Source organism: Prevotella dentasini JCM 15908, assembly GCF_000614065.1.
Classification (GTDB): domain Bacteria; phylum Bacteroidota; class Bacteroidia; order Bacteroidales; family Bacteroidaceae; genus Prevotella; species Prevotella dentasini.
Genome location: NZ_BAKG01000026.1, coordinates 1 through 18163, shown reverse-complemented (window position 1 = coordinate 18163; position 18163 = coordinate 1). Strand labels below are relative to the sequence as shown.

The 18163-nt window shown below is 52.1% G+C and carries 9 protein-coding genes and 3 pseudogenes; 5 read left to right on the top strand and 7 right to left on the bottom strand.

Going from position 1 to position 18163, the window contains the following annotated elements; genetic code table 11:
* Positions 1-357: 357 nt before the first annotated feature.
* Positions 358-1563, bottom strand: coding sequence for a C1 family peptidase (locus JCM15908_RS10765; protein WP_025003322.1), 1206 nt, complete (start codon positions 1561-1563; stop codon positions 358-360).
* Positions 1560-3056, bottom strand: coding sequence for an aminopeptidase P family protein (locus JCM15908_RS10760; RefSeq protein WP_025003321.1), 1497 nt, complete (start codon positions 3054-3056; stop codon positions 1560-1562). The genes JCM15908_RS10765 and JCM15908_RS10760 overlap by 4 nt, the downstream gene beginning before the upstream one ends.
* Before the next feature lie 85 nt (positions 3057-3141).
* Here JCM15908_RS10760 and JCM15908_RS13845 point away from each other — a divergent pair.
* Both JCM15908_RS13845 and JCM15908_RS10750 read left to right on the top strand, forming a co-directional pair.
* Positions 3142-4001 (top strand): annotated as a pseudogene (locus JCM15908_RS13845) (patatin-like phospholipase family protein).
* 207 nt (positions 4002-4208) lie between these two features.
* Complete coding sequence (locus JCM15908_RS10750) at positions 4209-5081, top strand: sigma-70 family RNA polymerase sigma factor (RefSeq protein ID WP_025003320.1); 873 nt, start codon at positions 4209-4211, stop codon at positions 5079-5081.
* Positions 5082-6058: 977 nt separating this feature from the next.
* On the opposite strand, the gene trpS is transcribed toward JCM15908_RS10750, so the two are convergent.
* From trpS to gltX, 5 genes and pseudogenes are all read right to left on the bottom strand, one after another.
* Positions 6059-7147 carry a tryptophan--tRNA ligase gene (gene trpS / locus JCM15908_RS10745; protein ID WP_025003319.1) on the bottom strand — a complete coding sequence of 363 codons (1089 nt, stop codon included), beginning with the start codon at positions 7145-7147 and terminating at the stop codon, positions 6059-6061.
* Between the two features lie 55 nt (positions 7148-7202).
* Positions 7203-7637: a hypothetical protein gene (locus JCM15908_RS10740; protein ID WP_148295581.1), complete on the bottom strand. Its 435-nt coding sequence runs from the start codon at positions 7635-7637 to the stop codon at positions 7203-7205.
* Positions 7638-7663: 26 nt separating this feature from the next.
* Positions 7664-8170: a hypothetical protein gene (locus JCM15908_RS10735; protein ID WP_025003317.1), complete on the bottom strand. Its 507-nt coding sequence runs from the start codon at positions 8168-8170 to the stop codon at positions 7664-7666.
* On the bottom strand, positions 8167-9411 hold the full coding sequence (locus JCM15908_RS10730; RefSeq protein WP_025003316.1) for a 3-deoxy-D-manno-octulosonic acid transferase: 1245 nt from the start codon (positions 9409-9411) through the stop codon (positions 8167-8169). Before JCM15908_RS10730 ends, JCM15908_RS10735 begins: the two co-directional genes overlap by 4 nt.
* 124 nt (positions 9412-9535) lie before the next feature.
* Positions 9536-11052, bottom strand: a pseudogene (gene gltX, locus JCM15908_RS13840) (glutamate--tRNA ligase).
* 108 nt (positions 11053-11160) lie between these two features.
* Here gltX and JCM15908_RS10720 point away from each other — a divergent pair.
* The 3 genes and pseudogenes from JCM15908_RS10720 (at position 11161) to JCM15908_RS13835 (ending at position 17329) form a co-directional block, all read left to right on the top strand.
* On the top strand, positions 11161-13212 hold the full coding sequence (locus JCM15908_RS10720) for an HD family phosphohydrolase (RefSeq protein WP_025003315.1): 2052 nt from the start codon (positions 11161-11163) through the stop codon (positions 13210-13212).
* A gap of 547 nt (positions 13213-13759) precedes the next feature.
* Positions 13760-15559, top strand: coding sequence for a choice-of-anchor J domain-containing protein (locus JCM15908_RS10715; RefSeq protein ID WP_234396448.1), 1800 nt, complete (start codon positions 13760-13762; stop codon positions 15557-15559).
* Positions 15560-15842: 283 nt separating this feature from the next.
* A pseudogene (locus tag JCM15908_RS13835) lies at positions 15843-17329 on the top strand (hypothetical protein).
* Positions 17330-18163: the final 834 nt, after the last annotated feature.

The window sequence follows — 18163 nt, the reverse complement described above, 5'->3', positions numbered from 1 at the left end:
GGAACTGAACCGTGTCCTTACATCGCTTATATAAAAAGGAATGTAGAACCAAAGTAGCAAATAGCATACTTTTCAGAGCCTGCACAAATCATGGTAGAAATCATGCTGAAGAAAACTTAAGAGCTTTTGGGAAAATCCTTGAATATTTCGGAAAACACTTAAGGAGTGTAAGGACTATGTCTAACAGATTTCCAGGCAATATTCCTTGGAAACAGCTACCCACCGATAATCTTTCCTCCGATTCCGGCACAGGAATACAGCCAAAAAGAAAGGAGACAAACCTCTTCGGCTTGTCCCCTTTTTGTCGTACCTGCCTGAAGACAGGCTGTATGCTGCGTCCTACCGTGGACAGCACTGTTAGATACCGAGCTTCTTGCGAATCTTGGTAGGAATGGCATTCTTGTTGACCATATAATCCATCGTGTTGGCGGCGATGAAATTCTTGGTCATGTACCAGATACCCTTGTAGGCACCTGTCTCGCCCCAAGAGTTCTTTACCATATAGTACTCCTTGCCGTTCTGGTCCTTGGCGATACCGAAAATCAGCATGCCGTGGTCGTCGGTAAGCTCCCAGTTATCGAAACGCTCCTGACGCTGCTCCTGTGTGGGAACAATCTCAGGCACGTTCACGCCCAAAGAGTCAATCAGGTTGCGTCTCTTGCTTGCAGAAAGGCCCAGCCAGCGCGCCATGTCGCTGCCCTTAAGGCTCTGCATCTTCTTGCCATCTACCATGTAGGCAAGTCCGTCGCGTGTGAAGCCCGGTTCGCTGACATCACCGCCCCATGCTACGGTATAGCCATTCATGATGGCATTGTCAATAACCTCCATCATCTCGTCCATCGGAAGGTTATATGACAATGGGAAACGCCAGTTGTCCTGTACCTCAACGGCAAATGCCGTATAGAACGGATGGTGGGTGTACGACGTAACGCTCACATAGTCGTTCCAGTCCAGACCAAGGCTGGCGGCAAACGACTGCGGAGTGTACTGCTTGCCTTCATAGGTGAAAGTTTCAGGACACTTGCCGAGGTAGGAGTCGAGAATAGACTGAAGACCCGGCTTCCACTGGTTGGAGATCTTGTCGGCCTTGTTCTTGGCAACGGCAGCCACATACGGCTCCAAGAGGGAGAAGAACTCGTTGAAGTTGTTCAGCGAGTCGCCGTACAGAGAACCCGGGAACGGCATCGCATCTTCAGGACAGATGCCATAGTTCTTCATGCAGTAGTAAGGGTCGTATGCCGAACCGCCCTGTGCAAACTGGCAGTCGCCATGGAAGCGGACAACCTGAATGGCACGGTCCATATAGGTCTTGTTGGCAACGAAGCTCTCGCAGAGGTCATACTCCTTGCCCGTCTTCTTCAGGATTTCCGACTCAAAGTAGCTCAGAGTAGAATAGTCCCAGCAGGTGCCCGAGCGGCTCTGGTTCTTGATACTGGTAATCTTGTTCTCCTTCACTACCGTGAAAACCGGCTTGTTGGAAGGCTTTGCTTTCGACTTCTTGTCGGCTGCGCTTGCACCGCATGCTACCATGGCTGCGAGTGCCACTACTAAAATTTTCTTCATAAAGATTTCTGTTGTCTTTTCCGTGGGTCTCTTCTGCATCGGATTCCACGGAGCAGATAATTATAAATTGATGATTGATAACTAGATTTATTCCCTGCTTGCTGCCATGAAGCTTCAACATCCTTCGGGTGATACGGTATGCGCTCTTCGCCGATAAAGCGGCAGCCGTCCTTTGTAATGAGAAGGTCATCCTCAATGCGGATACCGCCAAAATCCTTGTAGGCTTCCAGCTTGTCGAAGTTAAGGAAGTCGGCACAATGCTTCTTCGCATGCCACTCGTCAATAAGTGCAGGAATGAAATAGATACCCGGCTCGTCGGTAACGACGAAGCCCTCCTGAAGCCTGCGTCCCATGCGGAGGCTGTTCGTGCCGAACTGCTCAAGATTCGGGCGTGTCTCCTCATCGAAGCCAACGTATATCTGGTCGAGGGCCTCCATGTCGTGTACGTCCATTCCCATCATGTGGCCAAGTCCGTGAGGGAGGAATATGGCGTGTGCTCCGGCTGCAAGAGCTGCATCAGTGTCGCCCTTTGCGAGTCCCAGTTCCTTCATGCGGTCGAATATGATGCGGCAGGCTGCAAAATGTACATCAACATACTTTACGCCCGGCTTGGCTATGCCGAGGGCTGCATCGTGTGCCTCCTCAACTACCTTATATATATCAAGCTGTCTCTGCGTGAACTTTCCGTTGATGGGGAACGTGCGCGTATTGTCCGAACAATAGTGGTTCATGTTCTCACCACCGCAGTCGCAGAGCACCAGCCGTCCGTCTTCGAGTTCCGCCATTGAGGGGATGCCGTGCATGATTTCACCATGCTGGGTAAAGATAGTCGGGAAAGAAACCATTGAGCCGAACGAATGGGCAACACCGTCCACCTGTCCGCTGACATACTTCTCGGTCAGCCCCGGACGGGTAATGCGCATGGCTGTGGTGTGCATGCGGTAGCCGATGGTAGCCGCATGCTCCAGTTCGACAATTTCCTCCTCCGTCTTCGTAGAGCGCATCTTGACCACTGCATGAATCAGGTCAAGACTGGCAGCGGCTTTCTGCTGGTTGGGGTGGATGCCCAGAAGGTCGAATATCTGAATCTTTATATCCGAACGGTAAGGCGGCAGGAAGTGTATCTTGCGGTGGCTGCGGAGAGCATTGTCGCAGATGGCCTTCAGCTGCTTCATCGGAGCCGTGTTGGCAACGCCCACTTGCATTGCCATATCGTGTACGGAGTCAACGCTTCCGAACCATACAATATCGTCGATGTCGATGTCGTCGCCTATGAGCGTCTCCCTGTTCTCGTCTATATCAATTACACCGACGAGACCATCGCGCTGCTGACCGAAATAGTAGAGGAACGAGGAGTCCTGACGGAAAGGATAATAGCCGTTGGCAGGACAATTGGCAGGAGACTCATTATTGCCAAAGAGAATGATGATGCCGTTCTTTACAAGCTGTCTTAACTCGGCGCGACGGCTAACGTAGGTTTCCTTGCTAAACATAGTGAGATTGTTTTCTTGTTTTGATGCAAAGATAATAATTATTCCATAAATTACATTAACTTTGTAGGCAATTTAACGAGTTTTTATGGAAATAGGCAAGGAAACGGGGCTGATACTGGAGGGAGGAGGCATGCGCGGCGTGTTTACTTCGGGAGTTTTGGACGCTTTCATGAAGCATGAACGCTATTTCCACTATGTAGTGGCCGTGTCGGCAGGTGCCTGCAACGGGCTGTCATACATGAGCCGGCAACCCCGCAGGCACGCATCTCCAACATAGACATGCTGGCCAAGTACGACTACATCGGGCTCCGCCATCTCGTTACGCAGGGCTGCATATTCGACCCCGAGCTGCTCTACGACCGTTTCCCCTTCGAGATAATCCCGTTCGACTACGATGCCTACTTTGAGAACGTCGGGCGGGGAGACGTCTTCGAGATGGTTACAACCAATTGCCAGACAGGAAAAACCGAGTATCTGACCGAGTCGTCAGGCGACCGTAAACGGCTGAACGAGCTTGCAAGGGCTTCCAGCAGCCTGCCCTACGTCAGCAAAATAGTAGACATCGACGGAAAGCCGATGCTCGACGGGGGCATTGCCGACTCCATTCCCATCCAACGGGCATTTGATACGGGCCACCAGTCCAATGTGGTCGTATGCACGCGCAACAAGGGATGGAGAGACAGGGGAAAAGACCATAAACTCCCGAAGTTCGTCTACCGCAACTATCCGCGGCTGCGCGTTCTCCTCAGCCGCCGTCTGGAGGCATACAACCGCCAGCTCGACATGGTAGAGGAACTGGAAGACAGCGGAAAGATTCTCGTCATACGCCCTGAAAATCCTATCGTAGTGGGACGGATGGAGAAAGATGTCGAAAAACTGGAGGCATTGTACGAAGAGGGATTCCTGCTCGGAGAGAAATTTCTGAAAGAAAACGGGCTGTACTGAAACTACCGCACAGACCGTCCACAGGCACCGAAAAACGGACATTACCACCCGAAACCGCCCAATGAACCTTAAATATATACAAAAACATACAACAGACATGGGTTTGTCGTTGTTTTTCACATTATTATTTATTACCTTTGCACGCCGTATCAAAAATTAGGATAACGGGAACTGCTATTTTCACAAGGAGGAAATCATCATTTATTCATGAGACAACTTAAGATTTCAAAAAGTATCACCAACCGATCAAGCGAGGCACTTGACAAGTATCTTGTAGAGATTGGGCGTGAGCCAATGATTACCGTTGATGAGGAAATTGAACTCGCTCAGGAAATCCACAAAGGTGGACGGAAAGGCGAGCGTGCCAAGGAGAAACTGATAAAGGCCAACCTGCGCTTTGTCGTTTCCGTAGCCAAGCAGTATCAGCATCAGGGATTATCGCTGACCGACCTTATCGACGAAGGCAACATCGGGCTGGTTAAGGCTGCCGAGAAGTTTGATGAGACCAGAGGTTTCAAGTTTATCTCCTATGCGGTATGGTGGATTCGCCAGAGTATTCTTCAGGCTATAGCCGAGCAGAGCCGCATTGTCCGCCTTCCGCTCAACCAAGTGGGTGCCATTTCCAAAATCAATCAGGTTACCAACGAGTTCGTGCAGAAACACAACCGCCGCCCCTCCATCCACGAACTGGCGGAGCTGACCGGCATAGACGAGGCACGCATACGCCAGAGCCAGAGTGCCGACAACCACCACATGAGTATCGACGCGCCTTTCAGCGACGACGACGACAACTCCATGAGCGACATGCTGTCCTCCGGCGACGACTCGCGCACGGACAAGGGTGTCGACTTTGAATCGATGTCAGACGACCTCAAGGCCGTCCTTCAGAACACTCTGAAAGAGCGCGAACGCAAGATTGTCATTGAGTGCTTCGGCATCGGATGTCAGGAAAAGGGACTGGAAGAAATCGGAACCGAAATGGCCCTTACAAGAGAACGCGTCCGCCAGATACGCGAAAAGGCCATCGAGAAGATTCGCGAAAGCGGAAATGCACGCGTACTGATGAAATATCTCGGTTAGAGCACGGCCGCCTGAAGAGCAGCACTTCACACTCAAACATACAGAAGACCATATTTCTACTCGGCAGAGAAGGAAATATGGTCTTTTTATATCCCTGCCTTTCTACAGGAACAACAACGACCCCTGCCTGCCACAACTTCCACACCATGAGAAGAGACGCCTGTCAGCAACATGGCAGGCCTGCCTTCTGCCTCCACCAGTCAGCATCCCAAAACAGGGAAACAGCCCTCAACGGACCTCGCCAATACCTTCCCTCACTTATGCGAAAATACCGGAAGTGCTCTGTTAACATACATCAATTCGGTTGATTTAGGTCAAAATAGAAGTTAATTATAACATTTTTCTCACGTAAATCTTGCATGTGTGCGCAAACAATAGTACCTTTGCAGTGTCAAAAGATAAATAGATTGTTTAGGTTAGTAGTAATAGATTTAGGTTTTTAGTTAATGATTAAGGTAGAACAAAAGAGATTGTTCAGATAACAGAATAGGTTTTAGTTTTAGGTAAAAGATTTGTTTCGGATTAGGATAACAATGATGCAAGATGAGGGGGAACGCCGTGAGGCGCGAACCTGAAATCAAGCACAGCGCAAGCCAAGGCTTGCCAAGAACAACAAAGCGCAGGACGATAGTCTTGCGCTTTTGCTGTATCTATAGCCCGATATTATTCCTTTCATCCCACGACACCATTATGATCCGAATATCGGCACTGCTTACCCGTAAAACGAAAACGGCACTTTCGCATGGTCAGAGTGCCGTTTTCGCAGTGCCGGAACGGCACTTTCGTCTTACCGCTGCGTCTTACCGAATTTTACAACTCCCAACGGCCGAACCGCGATAGCGGCTTATACGCAGAGACGCTCTTGCCCGCCTGCAATCGCCATACCGCTCACCGACACCGACGGCTCGCTACAAAAGACAACAAAGCCCCACGGGACAACTCCCACGGGGCTTTACTATGAAAAAAGCGGAATGTCGTCAGGTGTTCCTGTATCTTTCTGCCTGACTACGAATCAGCTCCGCATCGTCGAAGTAGTTAATCTGCATCGCGGCACGAACCTCGTCCATTGTCCGGGCAGCGGCCTCGCGTGCAGCGGCAGAACCCTTGCGGAGGATGTTGTAAATCTCGGGGATGTCCTGCTCGAACTCCCGACGGCGCATACGGACAGGCTCCAGCATCTTGTTAAGGACGTTGTTCAGCATCTTCTTGCACTTCATGTCGCCAATGCCACCGGCAGTATAGGCCGCCTTCAGTTCACCGAGATTCTGAAACTCCGGCCAAAACTCGGCAAAGTCGGCATCGGTAGAGAAGGCGTCAAGGTAGGTGAACACCGCATTTCCCTCTACGTGCCCCGGATCGGAAACGTTCAGATGGGTCGGGTCGGTATACATTGTCTTCACCTTCTTCCATACCGTGTCGGCATCGTCAGACAGGTAGATGCAGTTCCCCAGACTCTTGCTCATCTTCTCCTTACCGTCGGTTCCGGGGAGCCGGCGGGCCATGGCGTTCTCCGGCAGCATGATGTCCGGCTCCACGAGCACGGGAGCATAAATTTGGTTGAAGCGGCGCACGAGTTCCCGGGTCAGCTCAATCATCGGCTCCTGATCCTCTCCTGCCGGCACGGTCGTGGCCTTGAAGGCAGCAATGTCGGCAGCCTGAGAGACGGGATAGGCGAAGAAGCCCATCGGAATGTTTGCCTCGAAGTTGCGCATCCTGATTTCTGTCTTCACGGTCGGGTTCCGCTGCACACGGCTGACGCTGACCAAGTTCATCAGGTAGGTCGTCAGCTCTGCCAGCTCGGGTATCTGACTCTGTATATAAAGTGTACATTTCTCCGGGTCAAGCCCTGCCGAGAGGTAGTCGAGGGCCACCTCAATGATGTTCTGGCGTATTTTCTCTGGGTTGTCGGCGTTGTCAGTCAGTGCCTGTACGTCTGCCATGAAGACAAACATACGGTCGAAATCACCGAGATTCTGCAACTCTACACGCCGGCGGAGCGAGCCTACATAGTGTCCTAAGTGCAATTTGCCTGTCGGACGGTCGCCCGTCAGTATTATTTTTCCCATTTGCAATTGATAGTTTTGTTTGTTCCGAATCGTGGAAGGCCTGTCGTCCTGACTCCTATCGGATGAGGGTATAGTCTATGGACATTTTCTTGTTGGGATGGCGACGCAGCTTCAGCATCGTGGAGCCTTCCGACTTGAGATATGCCAGTGTGTCTATGACACCGCCATGAGTGAAGAAAAACCAGTAGGAACGCGGAGAGCTGCTGAACTGATAGGTGCCCTTCTCCATTTCAACATCTTCCTCCAGAAAACGGTAATTGCCGTTTTCCATCACGAGAGCTGCCGATTTGGACTTGACGGAACTTATGACAACTTTCAGGCCTCTTTCGTCCTGTCCCATCGTGTCGATGGCAGTAATCCTCCAAGTACCCTTCACGAGAGCTTCGTCAAAGGATGGCAACTCTTTGGTCTTGTGGCGGTCGTCGGAACAAGCCGACAGGACGAGCATGCCCACCGCCATTATCAACAATGCTAAAAAACCTCTTCTCATTTTTTATCTGTATTTCTTTTGTAATTCTAATGTTCATGTCCTGCATCCGCCGGTTCCGCTGCGGTCGTGTCGATGGACTCCTGTTCCGGCTCGTCCGCTTCTTCCTGAACCTGCTCGGGTTCTACAGGGGCGGTGGCAACCGTATCTACCGGCACCACGGGAGCCTCCTCTACAGGTATCTCGTAGGGGATAGTGTCTACGGCAGCAGGCGGCTGTTGGTCTTCGACAGGAGCTGTCGGACGCAATGCCATGTATGCCCCCACGCCGGCGGCAAGCAGCAGCAAGCCGATGATGACACCCCAAAGAATACTATTCCTGCCTTTTTCGGCCTGTTCCGACTGTCCCGCAACCTCTTGAGACGACTGGGGCGCATAGCCCTGCCGGCCATCATACTGGGGTGCACCGTTGAGTACGGGCAGCGTTACTTCCATTACCCCCTTGCAATGCGGACACCTGCACTCTATGGTCTGACCTTCTCCAGCCTCAACAACGAACTGGGTTCCGCAATTATCGCACGTTATCTGATATTTCATAATTCTATATTTGCCAATACTTTCCTTGTCGCGCCCGACAGACTTTCAACAAACGACGATGCGGCCTGCCTGCTTTCGTCTAACTGACGACCGTCAGCCAACGTCCTGTCCATGAGGAGGGCAAAGTCTTCAACGCTGTTTATCTCGAAGCCTCCACCCGACTTCATCAGCCCCTGCGCCTCTGCAAAGTGCTTGTTGTTAGGCCCGAATACGACCGGCATGCCCCACACGGCGGCCTCCAGTACGTTGTGGATGCCCACACCGAACCCTCCGCCCACATAGGCAACGCTCCCGTAGCGATAGACCGAGGACAGCAGGCCGAAACAGTCCATGACAAGCACACCGGCATTAGCCGCATCTGCCTCGTTGGTCTGCGTATAGCGGACTACCTTGCGGTTCTTTATCAATGCGAGAATCTGGTTCAGATGGTCTTCCCCGATGACGTGCGGAGCTATTATCAGCTTCCAGTCGGAATGGCGTTCAAAATACTTCAGGAAGATTTCTTCGTCCGGCAGCCACGACGAGCCTGCCACAAAAACCTTCTCCACGCGTCCTTCCGAGTCCCTGTGCGAAGCCGTGAAGCTGTCTACAACAGGCAGGACCTTGCTCGCTTCCTTTATCTGCAAGACGCGGTCGAAGCGGGTATCGCCCACCACGAGTGCATCCTTGATGCCGATACTTTCCAAAAGCTGCCTGCTGACCTCGTTCTGAACGAAGAACCGCGAGAAGCAACGGAGCACATGCTTGTACTCCCATCCATACCACTTGAAGAAGACCTGATCGGGCCGGAATATGCTCGAAACACTATAAGCAGGCACACCCCGATGGCGCAGGATGTGAAGATAATTATACCAAAATTCGTATTTGATGAAGAAAGCCATTACCGGTCGCACAGCCCGAAGGAAACGACGGGCATTGCTGGCGGTGTCTATAGGCAGGTAGGTGATGATGTCCGCCCCCTGATAATCCCTGCGCACCTCGTAGCCCGAGGGCGAGAAGAAAGTCAATAATATCTTATACTCCGGATACTCGCTGCGTATCTGCTCTATCAGAGGCCTGCCCTGCTCGAATTCTCCGAGTGAGGCGGCATGAAACCAGACATACTTTGCCGTTGGGTCTACCTTGTCGCGGAGTATGCGAAAGGCTTCGCGCTCCCCCTGCCACATCTTCCTCACCTTCCCATTGAAAAGGCTGTAGACGGCAATACCCAACTGTATAGCGTACATTATTATATTATACATCTTTCTTCTAAGCTGACACGTTAGCAGGATGAGGAGTTGACGAATAAGCAAGTCGGCAGACTGGCACGGCGACGAGCTGAAGCCGGCCAATTGCCGGTTGCCGAAAGAGAATGGGACTTACCCATTATCCCAATGCCGCAATGGCAGCGTGAAGTCTTCTGAGCGTCTCCTCCTTGCCGAGGAAAGCAGAGATGTCGAACATTCCCGGGCCTTTCCCGATGCCGACGAGGGCGAGACGGAAGGCGTTCATTATGTCGCCGAGCTTGTATTCCTTTTCCTCCACCCACTTCATCACGATGGGTTCCTGTCCCTCAATGGAGAAATCGTCGATTTCTTCAAGCACTTCGGCGAGTTCGGTCATTTGTTTTGCAGAATAGTCCTTCCAACGTTTCTTCACCGTCTTGGCGTCGTACTCTGTCGGGGCAATGAAAAAGAAAGAACACAAGTCCCACAATTCCTTGACAAAGGAAACGCGGTCTTTCATCAAGTGTACCACCGCCGTTATCTGCTCCATCGTTGCATCAACACCGTTGTTGGCTACAATAGGTGCGAAAAGACGTGCTATCTCATCATCGTTCTTGCTGAGTATGTACTCGTGATTGAACCATATACCTTTCTGATAGTCGAACTTGGCACCGCTCTTGGAACACTTGGTAATGTCGAAGGCTCTACCAGCTCGTCGAGCGAGAAGAGTTCCTGTTCCGTACCGGGATTCCAGCCGAGCAGGGCAAGGAAGTTCACTACCGCTTCGGGGAAATATCCGCTCTCCCGATAGCCCGAGCTGACCTCTTCCGTCTTCGGGTCGTGCCACTCCAAGGGGAATACGGGGAAGCCGAGACGGTCGCCGTCGCGCTTGGAGAGCTTGCCCTTGCCTTCCGGCTTCAGCAACAGAGGCAGGTGGGCAAACTGCGGCATCGTGTCCTCCCAGCCAAAGGCACGGTAGAGAAGTACGTGAAGCGGTGCGCTCGGCAGCCACTCCTCGCCACGGATAACGTGGGTAATCTCCATCAGATGGTCGTCGACAATGTTGGCAAGATGGTAGGTCGGCAGCTCGTCGGCACTCTTGTAGAGCACCTTGTCGTCCAGAATATCGCTCTTGACACGCACGTCTCCGCGAATCATGTCGTTGACATGGATTTCCTGTCCCGCGTCTATCTTGAAGCGGACAACATATTGTTGCCCGTCCTCTATCAGCCCCTCGACCTCTTCTTTCGGCAGCGTCAGCGAGTTGCGCATCCGCCCACGGGTGTGGGAATCGTACTGAAAGTTTTCTATTTCCTTACGCTTGGCTTCGAGTTCCTCCGGTGTGTCAAAGGCAATATAGGCCTTTCCCGTATCGAGCAGCTTACCAACATACTCCTTGTAGATGTCGCGGCGTTCGCTCTGACGGTAAGGGCCATGCTTGCCACCGAAGCTCACGCCTTCGTCAAACCTGATACCGAGCCACTTGAACGACTCCAGAATATATTCCTCTGCGCCCGGCACAAAACGCTGCGAGTCGGTATCCTCTATACGGAACACCAGTTCGCCTCCATGCTGACGGGCAAAAAGATAGTTATACAAAGCAGTGCGCACACCGCCAATATGCAAAGGCCCCGTAGGACTTGGTGCAAACCGCACTCTGACTTTTCCTTCTGACATTATCAAATATGATTATTTTTGTGCAAAATTAGTACTTTTTTTCGAGGATACGCCATTTTTTTAGTATTTTCGCACGGTGGAAGCAATTAAGCGACCTACTCACACATAATGATACAATTCAGCAACACACACGACCACTACTGGCGCAACATGGTAACGAGGACGCTGCTCGTCGTACTCACCGTGGTGCTCATCGTACTTTTCCTGCCCCGCTCCAAGGGAAAGATGTTCCATTACGACGAAGGCAAGCCATGGATGTACGGACAGCTCATTGCCAATTTCGACTTCCCTGTATTCAAGACCGACGAGGCCCTGAAGCGCGAACGCGACTCCATCATGCAGCATTTCCAACCCTACTTCAACGTCAGCCCGAGCGTAGAGGAAAAGGAAATAGCACTCTTCAGGCAAGCCTACAAGGGCGGAATACCGGGACTGCCGCCCAACTATGTGGACGCCGTTGCCAAAAGGCTCCATGAGCTTTACCAGACAGGCATCATGAGCGCGCAGCAATACTCCAAGGTAGTGCGCGACAGCGACAATGTCATCCACGTCGTAACGGGGAAACAGGCCGTCAGCCAACCCATCAGCAAGGTTTATTCCACCATCGGTGCCTACGAGCATCTGTTCATGGACCCGGTACTCAGCCCGAAGCGCGACGTCCTGCAGCAGTGCAACCTCAACGAGTACATTGAGCCGAACCTCATCTACGACAAGGACCGCAGCGAAACCGAAATGAACGACCTTCTCAGCCTGATTCCGCAGGCATCGGGAATGGTGCTGGAGGGACAGCGCATCATAGACCGCGGAGACATCGTCGACGCTCACACCTTCCGCGTGCTCTCCTCGTTCGAGCAGGCAATAGAGAAGCGCAACGCCACGGAGGACGAACTTATGTCGACCATCGTGGGGCAGAGCATCTACGTGTTCATCCTCATCGCCCTGTTCACGCTCTACCTTGCCCTCTTCCGCAAGGACTATTTCGAGAAACCGCGCGCCATCTCGCTCCTCTATACGATGCTCCTCATCTTCCCGCTGCTGACGTCGCTGATGATGGAACACACCATCCTGAGCGTCTATATACTGCCGTTTGCAATGGCTCCTATCTTCATCCGCGTCTTCATGGACTCGCGCACGGCCTTCATTGCCCACGTAACGATGACCCTCGTCTGCGCCGTGGCCGTGAAATACCAGTACGAGTTCATCATCGTTCAGCTCGTGGCAGGCCTTGTGGCCATATTCTCGCTCCGTGAGCTGTCCAAGCGCAGCCAGATATTCCTTACCGCCATTCTCGTTACAATGGCTTCGGCACTGGTCTATCTCGCCATGCAGCTCATTCAGGCAGACGACCTCTCCAAGCTCGACCGTACGATATACTTCCACTTCGGGGTCAACGGCTTCTTCCTCCTCTTTACCTATCCGCTCATGCTCGTGATAGAGAAGACCTTCGGGTTCGTCTCGACGGTAACGATGTTCGAGCTTTCCAATACCAACAACGAGCTGCTCAGGCAACTCAGCGAGATTGCACCGGGAACATTCCAACACTCCATCACCGTTGGCAACCTCGCAGCCGAGATTGCCAACAAGATAGGTGCGAAGAGCCAGCTCGTCAGAACGGGCGCGCTATACCACGACATCGGGAAGATGACCAATCCCGTATTCTTCACCGAGAACCAAGCCGGCGTGAACCCACACTCCAAGCTGACCGACTTGGAAAGTGCGAAAATCATCATCGGACACGTGGGCGAAGGACTCCGGCTCGCAGAACGCTACAACCTGCCACGCGTCATCAAGGAGTTCATCACCACCCACCACGGTGCAGGAATGGCCAAGTATTTCTACATCAACTACAAGAACGCGCACCCCGACGAGGAGGTAGACGAAGCCCCCTTCCGCTATCCGGGGCCCAATCCCTCCACGCGCGAGCAGGCTATCCTGATGATGAGCGACACGGTAGAGGCGGCATCGCGCTCGTTGCAGGAATACACGGAGGAGAGCATCAGCGAGCTTGTCAACCGGCTCATCGACGGACAGATGGCGCAAGGGTTCTTCACAGACTGTCCCATTACCTTTCAGGACATAACGATAGCCAAGAAGGTAATCATCGAACGCCTCAAGGCGATGTACCATACACGCATACAGTATCCGGAGCTGAGGGCATAACGGGCAAGAAACATACTGCGCTCACTGCCAGAGGGTTACATACCCATACAGCGAAAGTGGCACTTTGACATCGTCAAAGTGCCACTTTCGCTGTGCCAAACGGGCGGTTTCATGTTGTGAAAGCGGCACTTTCATTTCCGCTTCCACCCCCATATCCGAACGGAGGGAAGAGTTTCCGTTAAAGACGCGGCACTCATCAAGCCGTCACTGCCAAGGAGCGACACAATGCAACCCCTGTTGACGTATCGGGATTCAGAAGCAGCAAGAGACCTTCTGCGAACCGGACCCCAACCCGCGGCTCCACCAAGAAGGATTCAAACCTACAAACGGCACGTCCGGCCCTGTAATTCCGGGACGAGCGATAATTTCCTTTCCTTTTTCTTTTCCATCTGATTATTTTTGCGTACTTTTGCAACATATTTGTCAGACAACATGTAATAATCTTGTCAATCGGGCATTGGGATAACAACTTTGCTTACAAACCTCCTATCGGAAACGACATGCCGCATGTTGCCAACAGACGTTCACTAAATTAATATTTATAGTTATGAACAAAAGAATCTTACACATTGCAGCCTTCTGCCTGATAGCCACGACAGGCATGGCAGCACCTGTCCAAGCCGAGACCGGCATACAGGCAGCAGCACCGGACGAGAGTCCGTCAGTCAACATCACCGTACCTGCCTTCCAGCGCGCGGAAGGCAAACTCGGAGAAACCATCGTCATGGGAACTATCCACATATCCGTGGCCAACACGACTACCCCCGTCATGCTCGAAATGCGCGGTGCCGACCGGACGCAGTTCGAGCTGTCGCAGACCGAGATTGCACCCGGAACAAGCGAAACCGACATTACCGTCAGCTACAAGCCGACGGGAGTCAAGGCGCACAAGGGTAACATCATCATCGAGAGCACCGACGTACCAGAGGCATCGCAGAGCATATCGCTCATGGGCATAGCCTACGACCCTGCCAATCCGCCCACGGTAACGCTGACACCCAACGCGCTGGAGCCTTTCAGCTGCGAAGAGAAGAAAGAGAGCAAGCAGACTTTCAAGGTCAGCTCGGCACAGATGGCAGAGAGTGTCTCGATAACAATGGCGCAGAAGCAGGTTTTCCAACTCTCCACCTCGTCGGTCTACAAAAACCTCTCACAGGACATCACCCTCACCTTCGCCCCCAAGAGCGTCGGAGAGTACAAGGACACCATCATCGTATCCTCATACGGTATGGAGACACAGCGTATTCCCGTCTCAGGTACGGCCACTTCGGCTACGGTGGCCGAGGAGAAGGAGGGTGACAAGTTTGAGCTTTCGACAGAAAATCCGTTGGCACTGCTCAACGAACACTTTGACAGCGTAGTCAAGAACAAGCCGCTTTCGCTGACAGGATGGACCAACTCTGCCATAGAGGGCAAGCGCGCATGGTGGGGATACACCTTCCCCGACTACGACGAGAACCCGGACGAAAGCGTTGCAAAAGTTACACCGTTCGACTCAAAGGTAGAATACGGTGAGGAGACACCTTGCGAAATGCTGCTCGTTACCCCCGCGCTCGACTACGCCAATGCCCAGTCGAAGATGCTTACCATGCGTGTGCGCGGCGACTATCTACAGGACAACCAGACCGACAAGTTCACCATTTATTACATAGAAAAGCAGGGCGAGAACATCGTGAAGAGCGAGATGAAGGGGTTCAACCTTCCCGACACGAAGGACGAGTCGGGCGAGTGGAACGAGTATCACGTCAACCTTGCCAACCTTGACCTTGCCGATGTCTTCTTCATCGGGTTCGGATTCAACAGCATGCGTGGGGCAGCCAACTCGGCAACCTACTACATTGACGATGTTTCGTTCGGGCGCACCGACCTCGCCGTCATAACCCCTGCTGCACAGCAGATAGCCTTTGAGGCCATAGTAGGCAAGGAGAATGTTACCGAGGAGATAGCCGTAACGACTCAGAACACGCAGAACGAGGTGAAGCTCACGGTAGGCGGACCCAACGCCAGCAAGTTCAAACTCTCTACCAAGACCCTGCCCAAGGAGGGCGGAACATTCCAGATTTCGTTCAAGTCAGACACAGAGGGCGTTCACGAAGCCTACATCAAGCTGGCTTCGCGCGGTGCTGCCGACCAGTATATCGCCCTGTCGGTCAACAACAAGCCGGCAACAGGCATCAGCGACCTTCAGAAGGGAGAAGCTGAAACACCTGCCACCGTATTCGACCTGAACGGAAAGAAGGTACTGACCGCGGACAGCGGCAATATAGAAAGCCTGAAAACGCAGCTCCGTCCCGGCATCTACATTGTCCGCACGGGCAGGAATGTACAGAAGCTGACCGTCAGATAACCGCGTCAAAACCCATTATCATCCGAACGGGGATATGCCGATGGCATATCCCCGTTTGCTATTCCAACAATCAGACTATGGGCAACTATTTGCTTCGTCTTACCTTTCAGAGGCGCCGAACGGACATAAACTATTTATAATTTTTCACTTTTTCCAACAATTCTCTTGGAAATACAGAACAATCTATATAACTTTGCAGCCAAATTACAAAAAGGTACAGAACTTTTCATATTGTATTCAATGAAAAAAAGAAACGCTCGCCATCGCAGCATCATTGCTGACAATGGCAACAACCACACAGGCTGGTGGCCTGCTCACCAACACCAATCAGCACATCGCCTTCAATCGCAGCTTTGCCCGTATAGGTGCCATCGGCATTGACGGAGTCTATTTCAATCCCGCCGGAGTAGCCTTTATGGACAAGGGATTCCATGTATCGCTCAACATCCAAAACGTCTATCAGACACGCGAGATGAACTCTTCCGTTACCGTTCCCTCCTTGCAGGGGACACCGTTCTATCAGCCTTTCAAGCTGAACGGGGGCAACGAGGAAGGCTACAAATACTACAAGGGCAAGGCCTCGGTGCCCATCCTCCCCTCTTTTCAGGCAGCACTGAACTACGACAAGTGGGGATTCCAACTGGGATTCGGACTCACCGGCGGCGGTGGTAAGGCCACCTTCAACGACGGCCTGCCGAGCTTTGAACGTCAGATAGCCATGATTCCGGCCCTGCTCTACGCGCAGGGGCTTGGCAGTACGACCCCGTCGTACAGCCTGAGCAGTTACATGAACGGCCAGCAGTACGATTTCGGACTGCAAATAGGTGCAACCTATAAATTCAGTGACCATCTGGCAGCCTACGCAGGAGCACGCTTCAACTATATCTACAACAAGTACGAGGGAAACATCGTCAACGTGTCTGCCAATATCGGAGGTACCAACCAAAACCTATACAACTACTTCGACGCACAGGCAACGGCACTGACACAGAAGGCTGCGGCTTTCCTCGCACAGGCCAACGCTGCCACCGACCCTGCCATCAAGGCACAGCTGACGGGCGCGGCACAGCAGTATCAGGCCGGTGCAGACAAGATGAACCAGACCAAGGCACAGTTTGCCGACCGCTATTTGGACTGCACGCAGCGCGGATGGGGCATCACGCCCATCATCGGCATTGACTACAAGACGGGAAAATGGAACTTCGGTGCCCGCTACGAGTTCACCACAAAGTTCAATATCGAGAACGACACCCGACGGGACGACACCGGCCAGTTCAAGGACGGGGTGAACACGCCGAACGACCTGCCGGGCATCTTGCAGTAGGCGCGCAATACGAGCCTGCCAAGAACGTCCGCATACTGGCGAGCTACCATTACTACTTCGACAAGGACGCACGCATGGACAAGAATAAGCAACGCCACCTATCAGGCAACACACGGGAATATCTTGCCGGAGCGGAGTGGGACGTAACGCCAACCATCACCGTCAGTGCCGGCGGACAATGCACGAAGTATGGTCTCGGCAACGGTCAGTACCTGTCCGACCTTAGTTTTGCCACGAGCAGCTACAGTCTTGGATTCGGTGCGAAGATAAGAGTGGCAAAGAATGCACACGTCAACATCGCCTACTTCTTTACCGATTATGAACATTTCAACAAGGAATACGACGGCACGATAGCGGCAGGCGCACAGCCGGTAGAGGTGCACAACGTTGACAATTTCACCCGTACCAATAAGGTTCTGGGCGTCGGCCTCGACCTCGACTTCTAATTATTGCCATCTGGCATAGGGCGACGGAACAGGCTTTCCGGCTCTGTCAATAGCCCCAATATTTAAGAAACCGACAGCGGAAGACACCCGGCACAATCTGGCAGGTGTCTTTCGCTGTCTGCATACAACCTAACACGCCAAGTCAGAATAGTCATTTCCAAAAAAAGATACATTGGTAGGTTCAGGTTAAGAAAGTGTTTGTAACAGTCGGCAACCCCGTTAATCCTTCGTGCATTTATGGATAAAAGTCAACAAGTTACAAAGACAGGGCTATGATTGCCAAAAACCAAGTTACAGAAAGATTCTGTATTATCAATGAGTTTAACAAGAATTTGAGAGTCAGGCTGAGCGAAAGCAGCATCCGCCTTCCTACGATGATAGCGGCAAACGCTATGGGAATCTTGCTGTCAAGACTGGGTTTTCTGTCAGGACGTAATAACTTGTAAATGAGGAGGTTGTTACAGCACTGACAGCATGACGGTAAAAAAGGAAAATAAATACAATACCCACGTCCGAATACGTTTGTGATTTGCTTGAAAATTCGTACCTTTGCGGTAGCAACAACAACGATAACGAAAGTAATTAAAGACAGAAACAGGTTGTGATTTGCTTGAAAATTCGTACCTTTACGGTAGCAACAACAACTTGGATTTAGTCCTGTTATGGAAGATACTAGTTGTGATTTGCTTGAAAATTCGTACCTTTGCGGTAGCAACAACAACATCGACGTCAGCAACAGGCACGACGACGGGTTGTGATTTGCTTGAAAATTCGTACCTTTGCGGTAGCAACAACAACCTATCTACGTTATCAAACACACAGCTCATTGTTGTG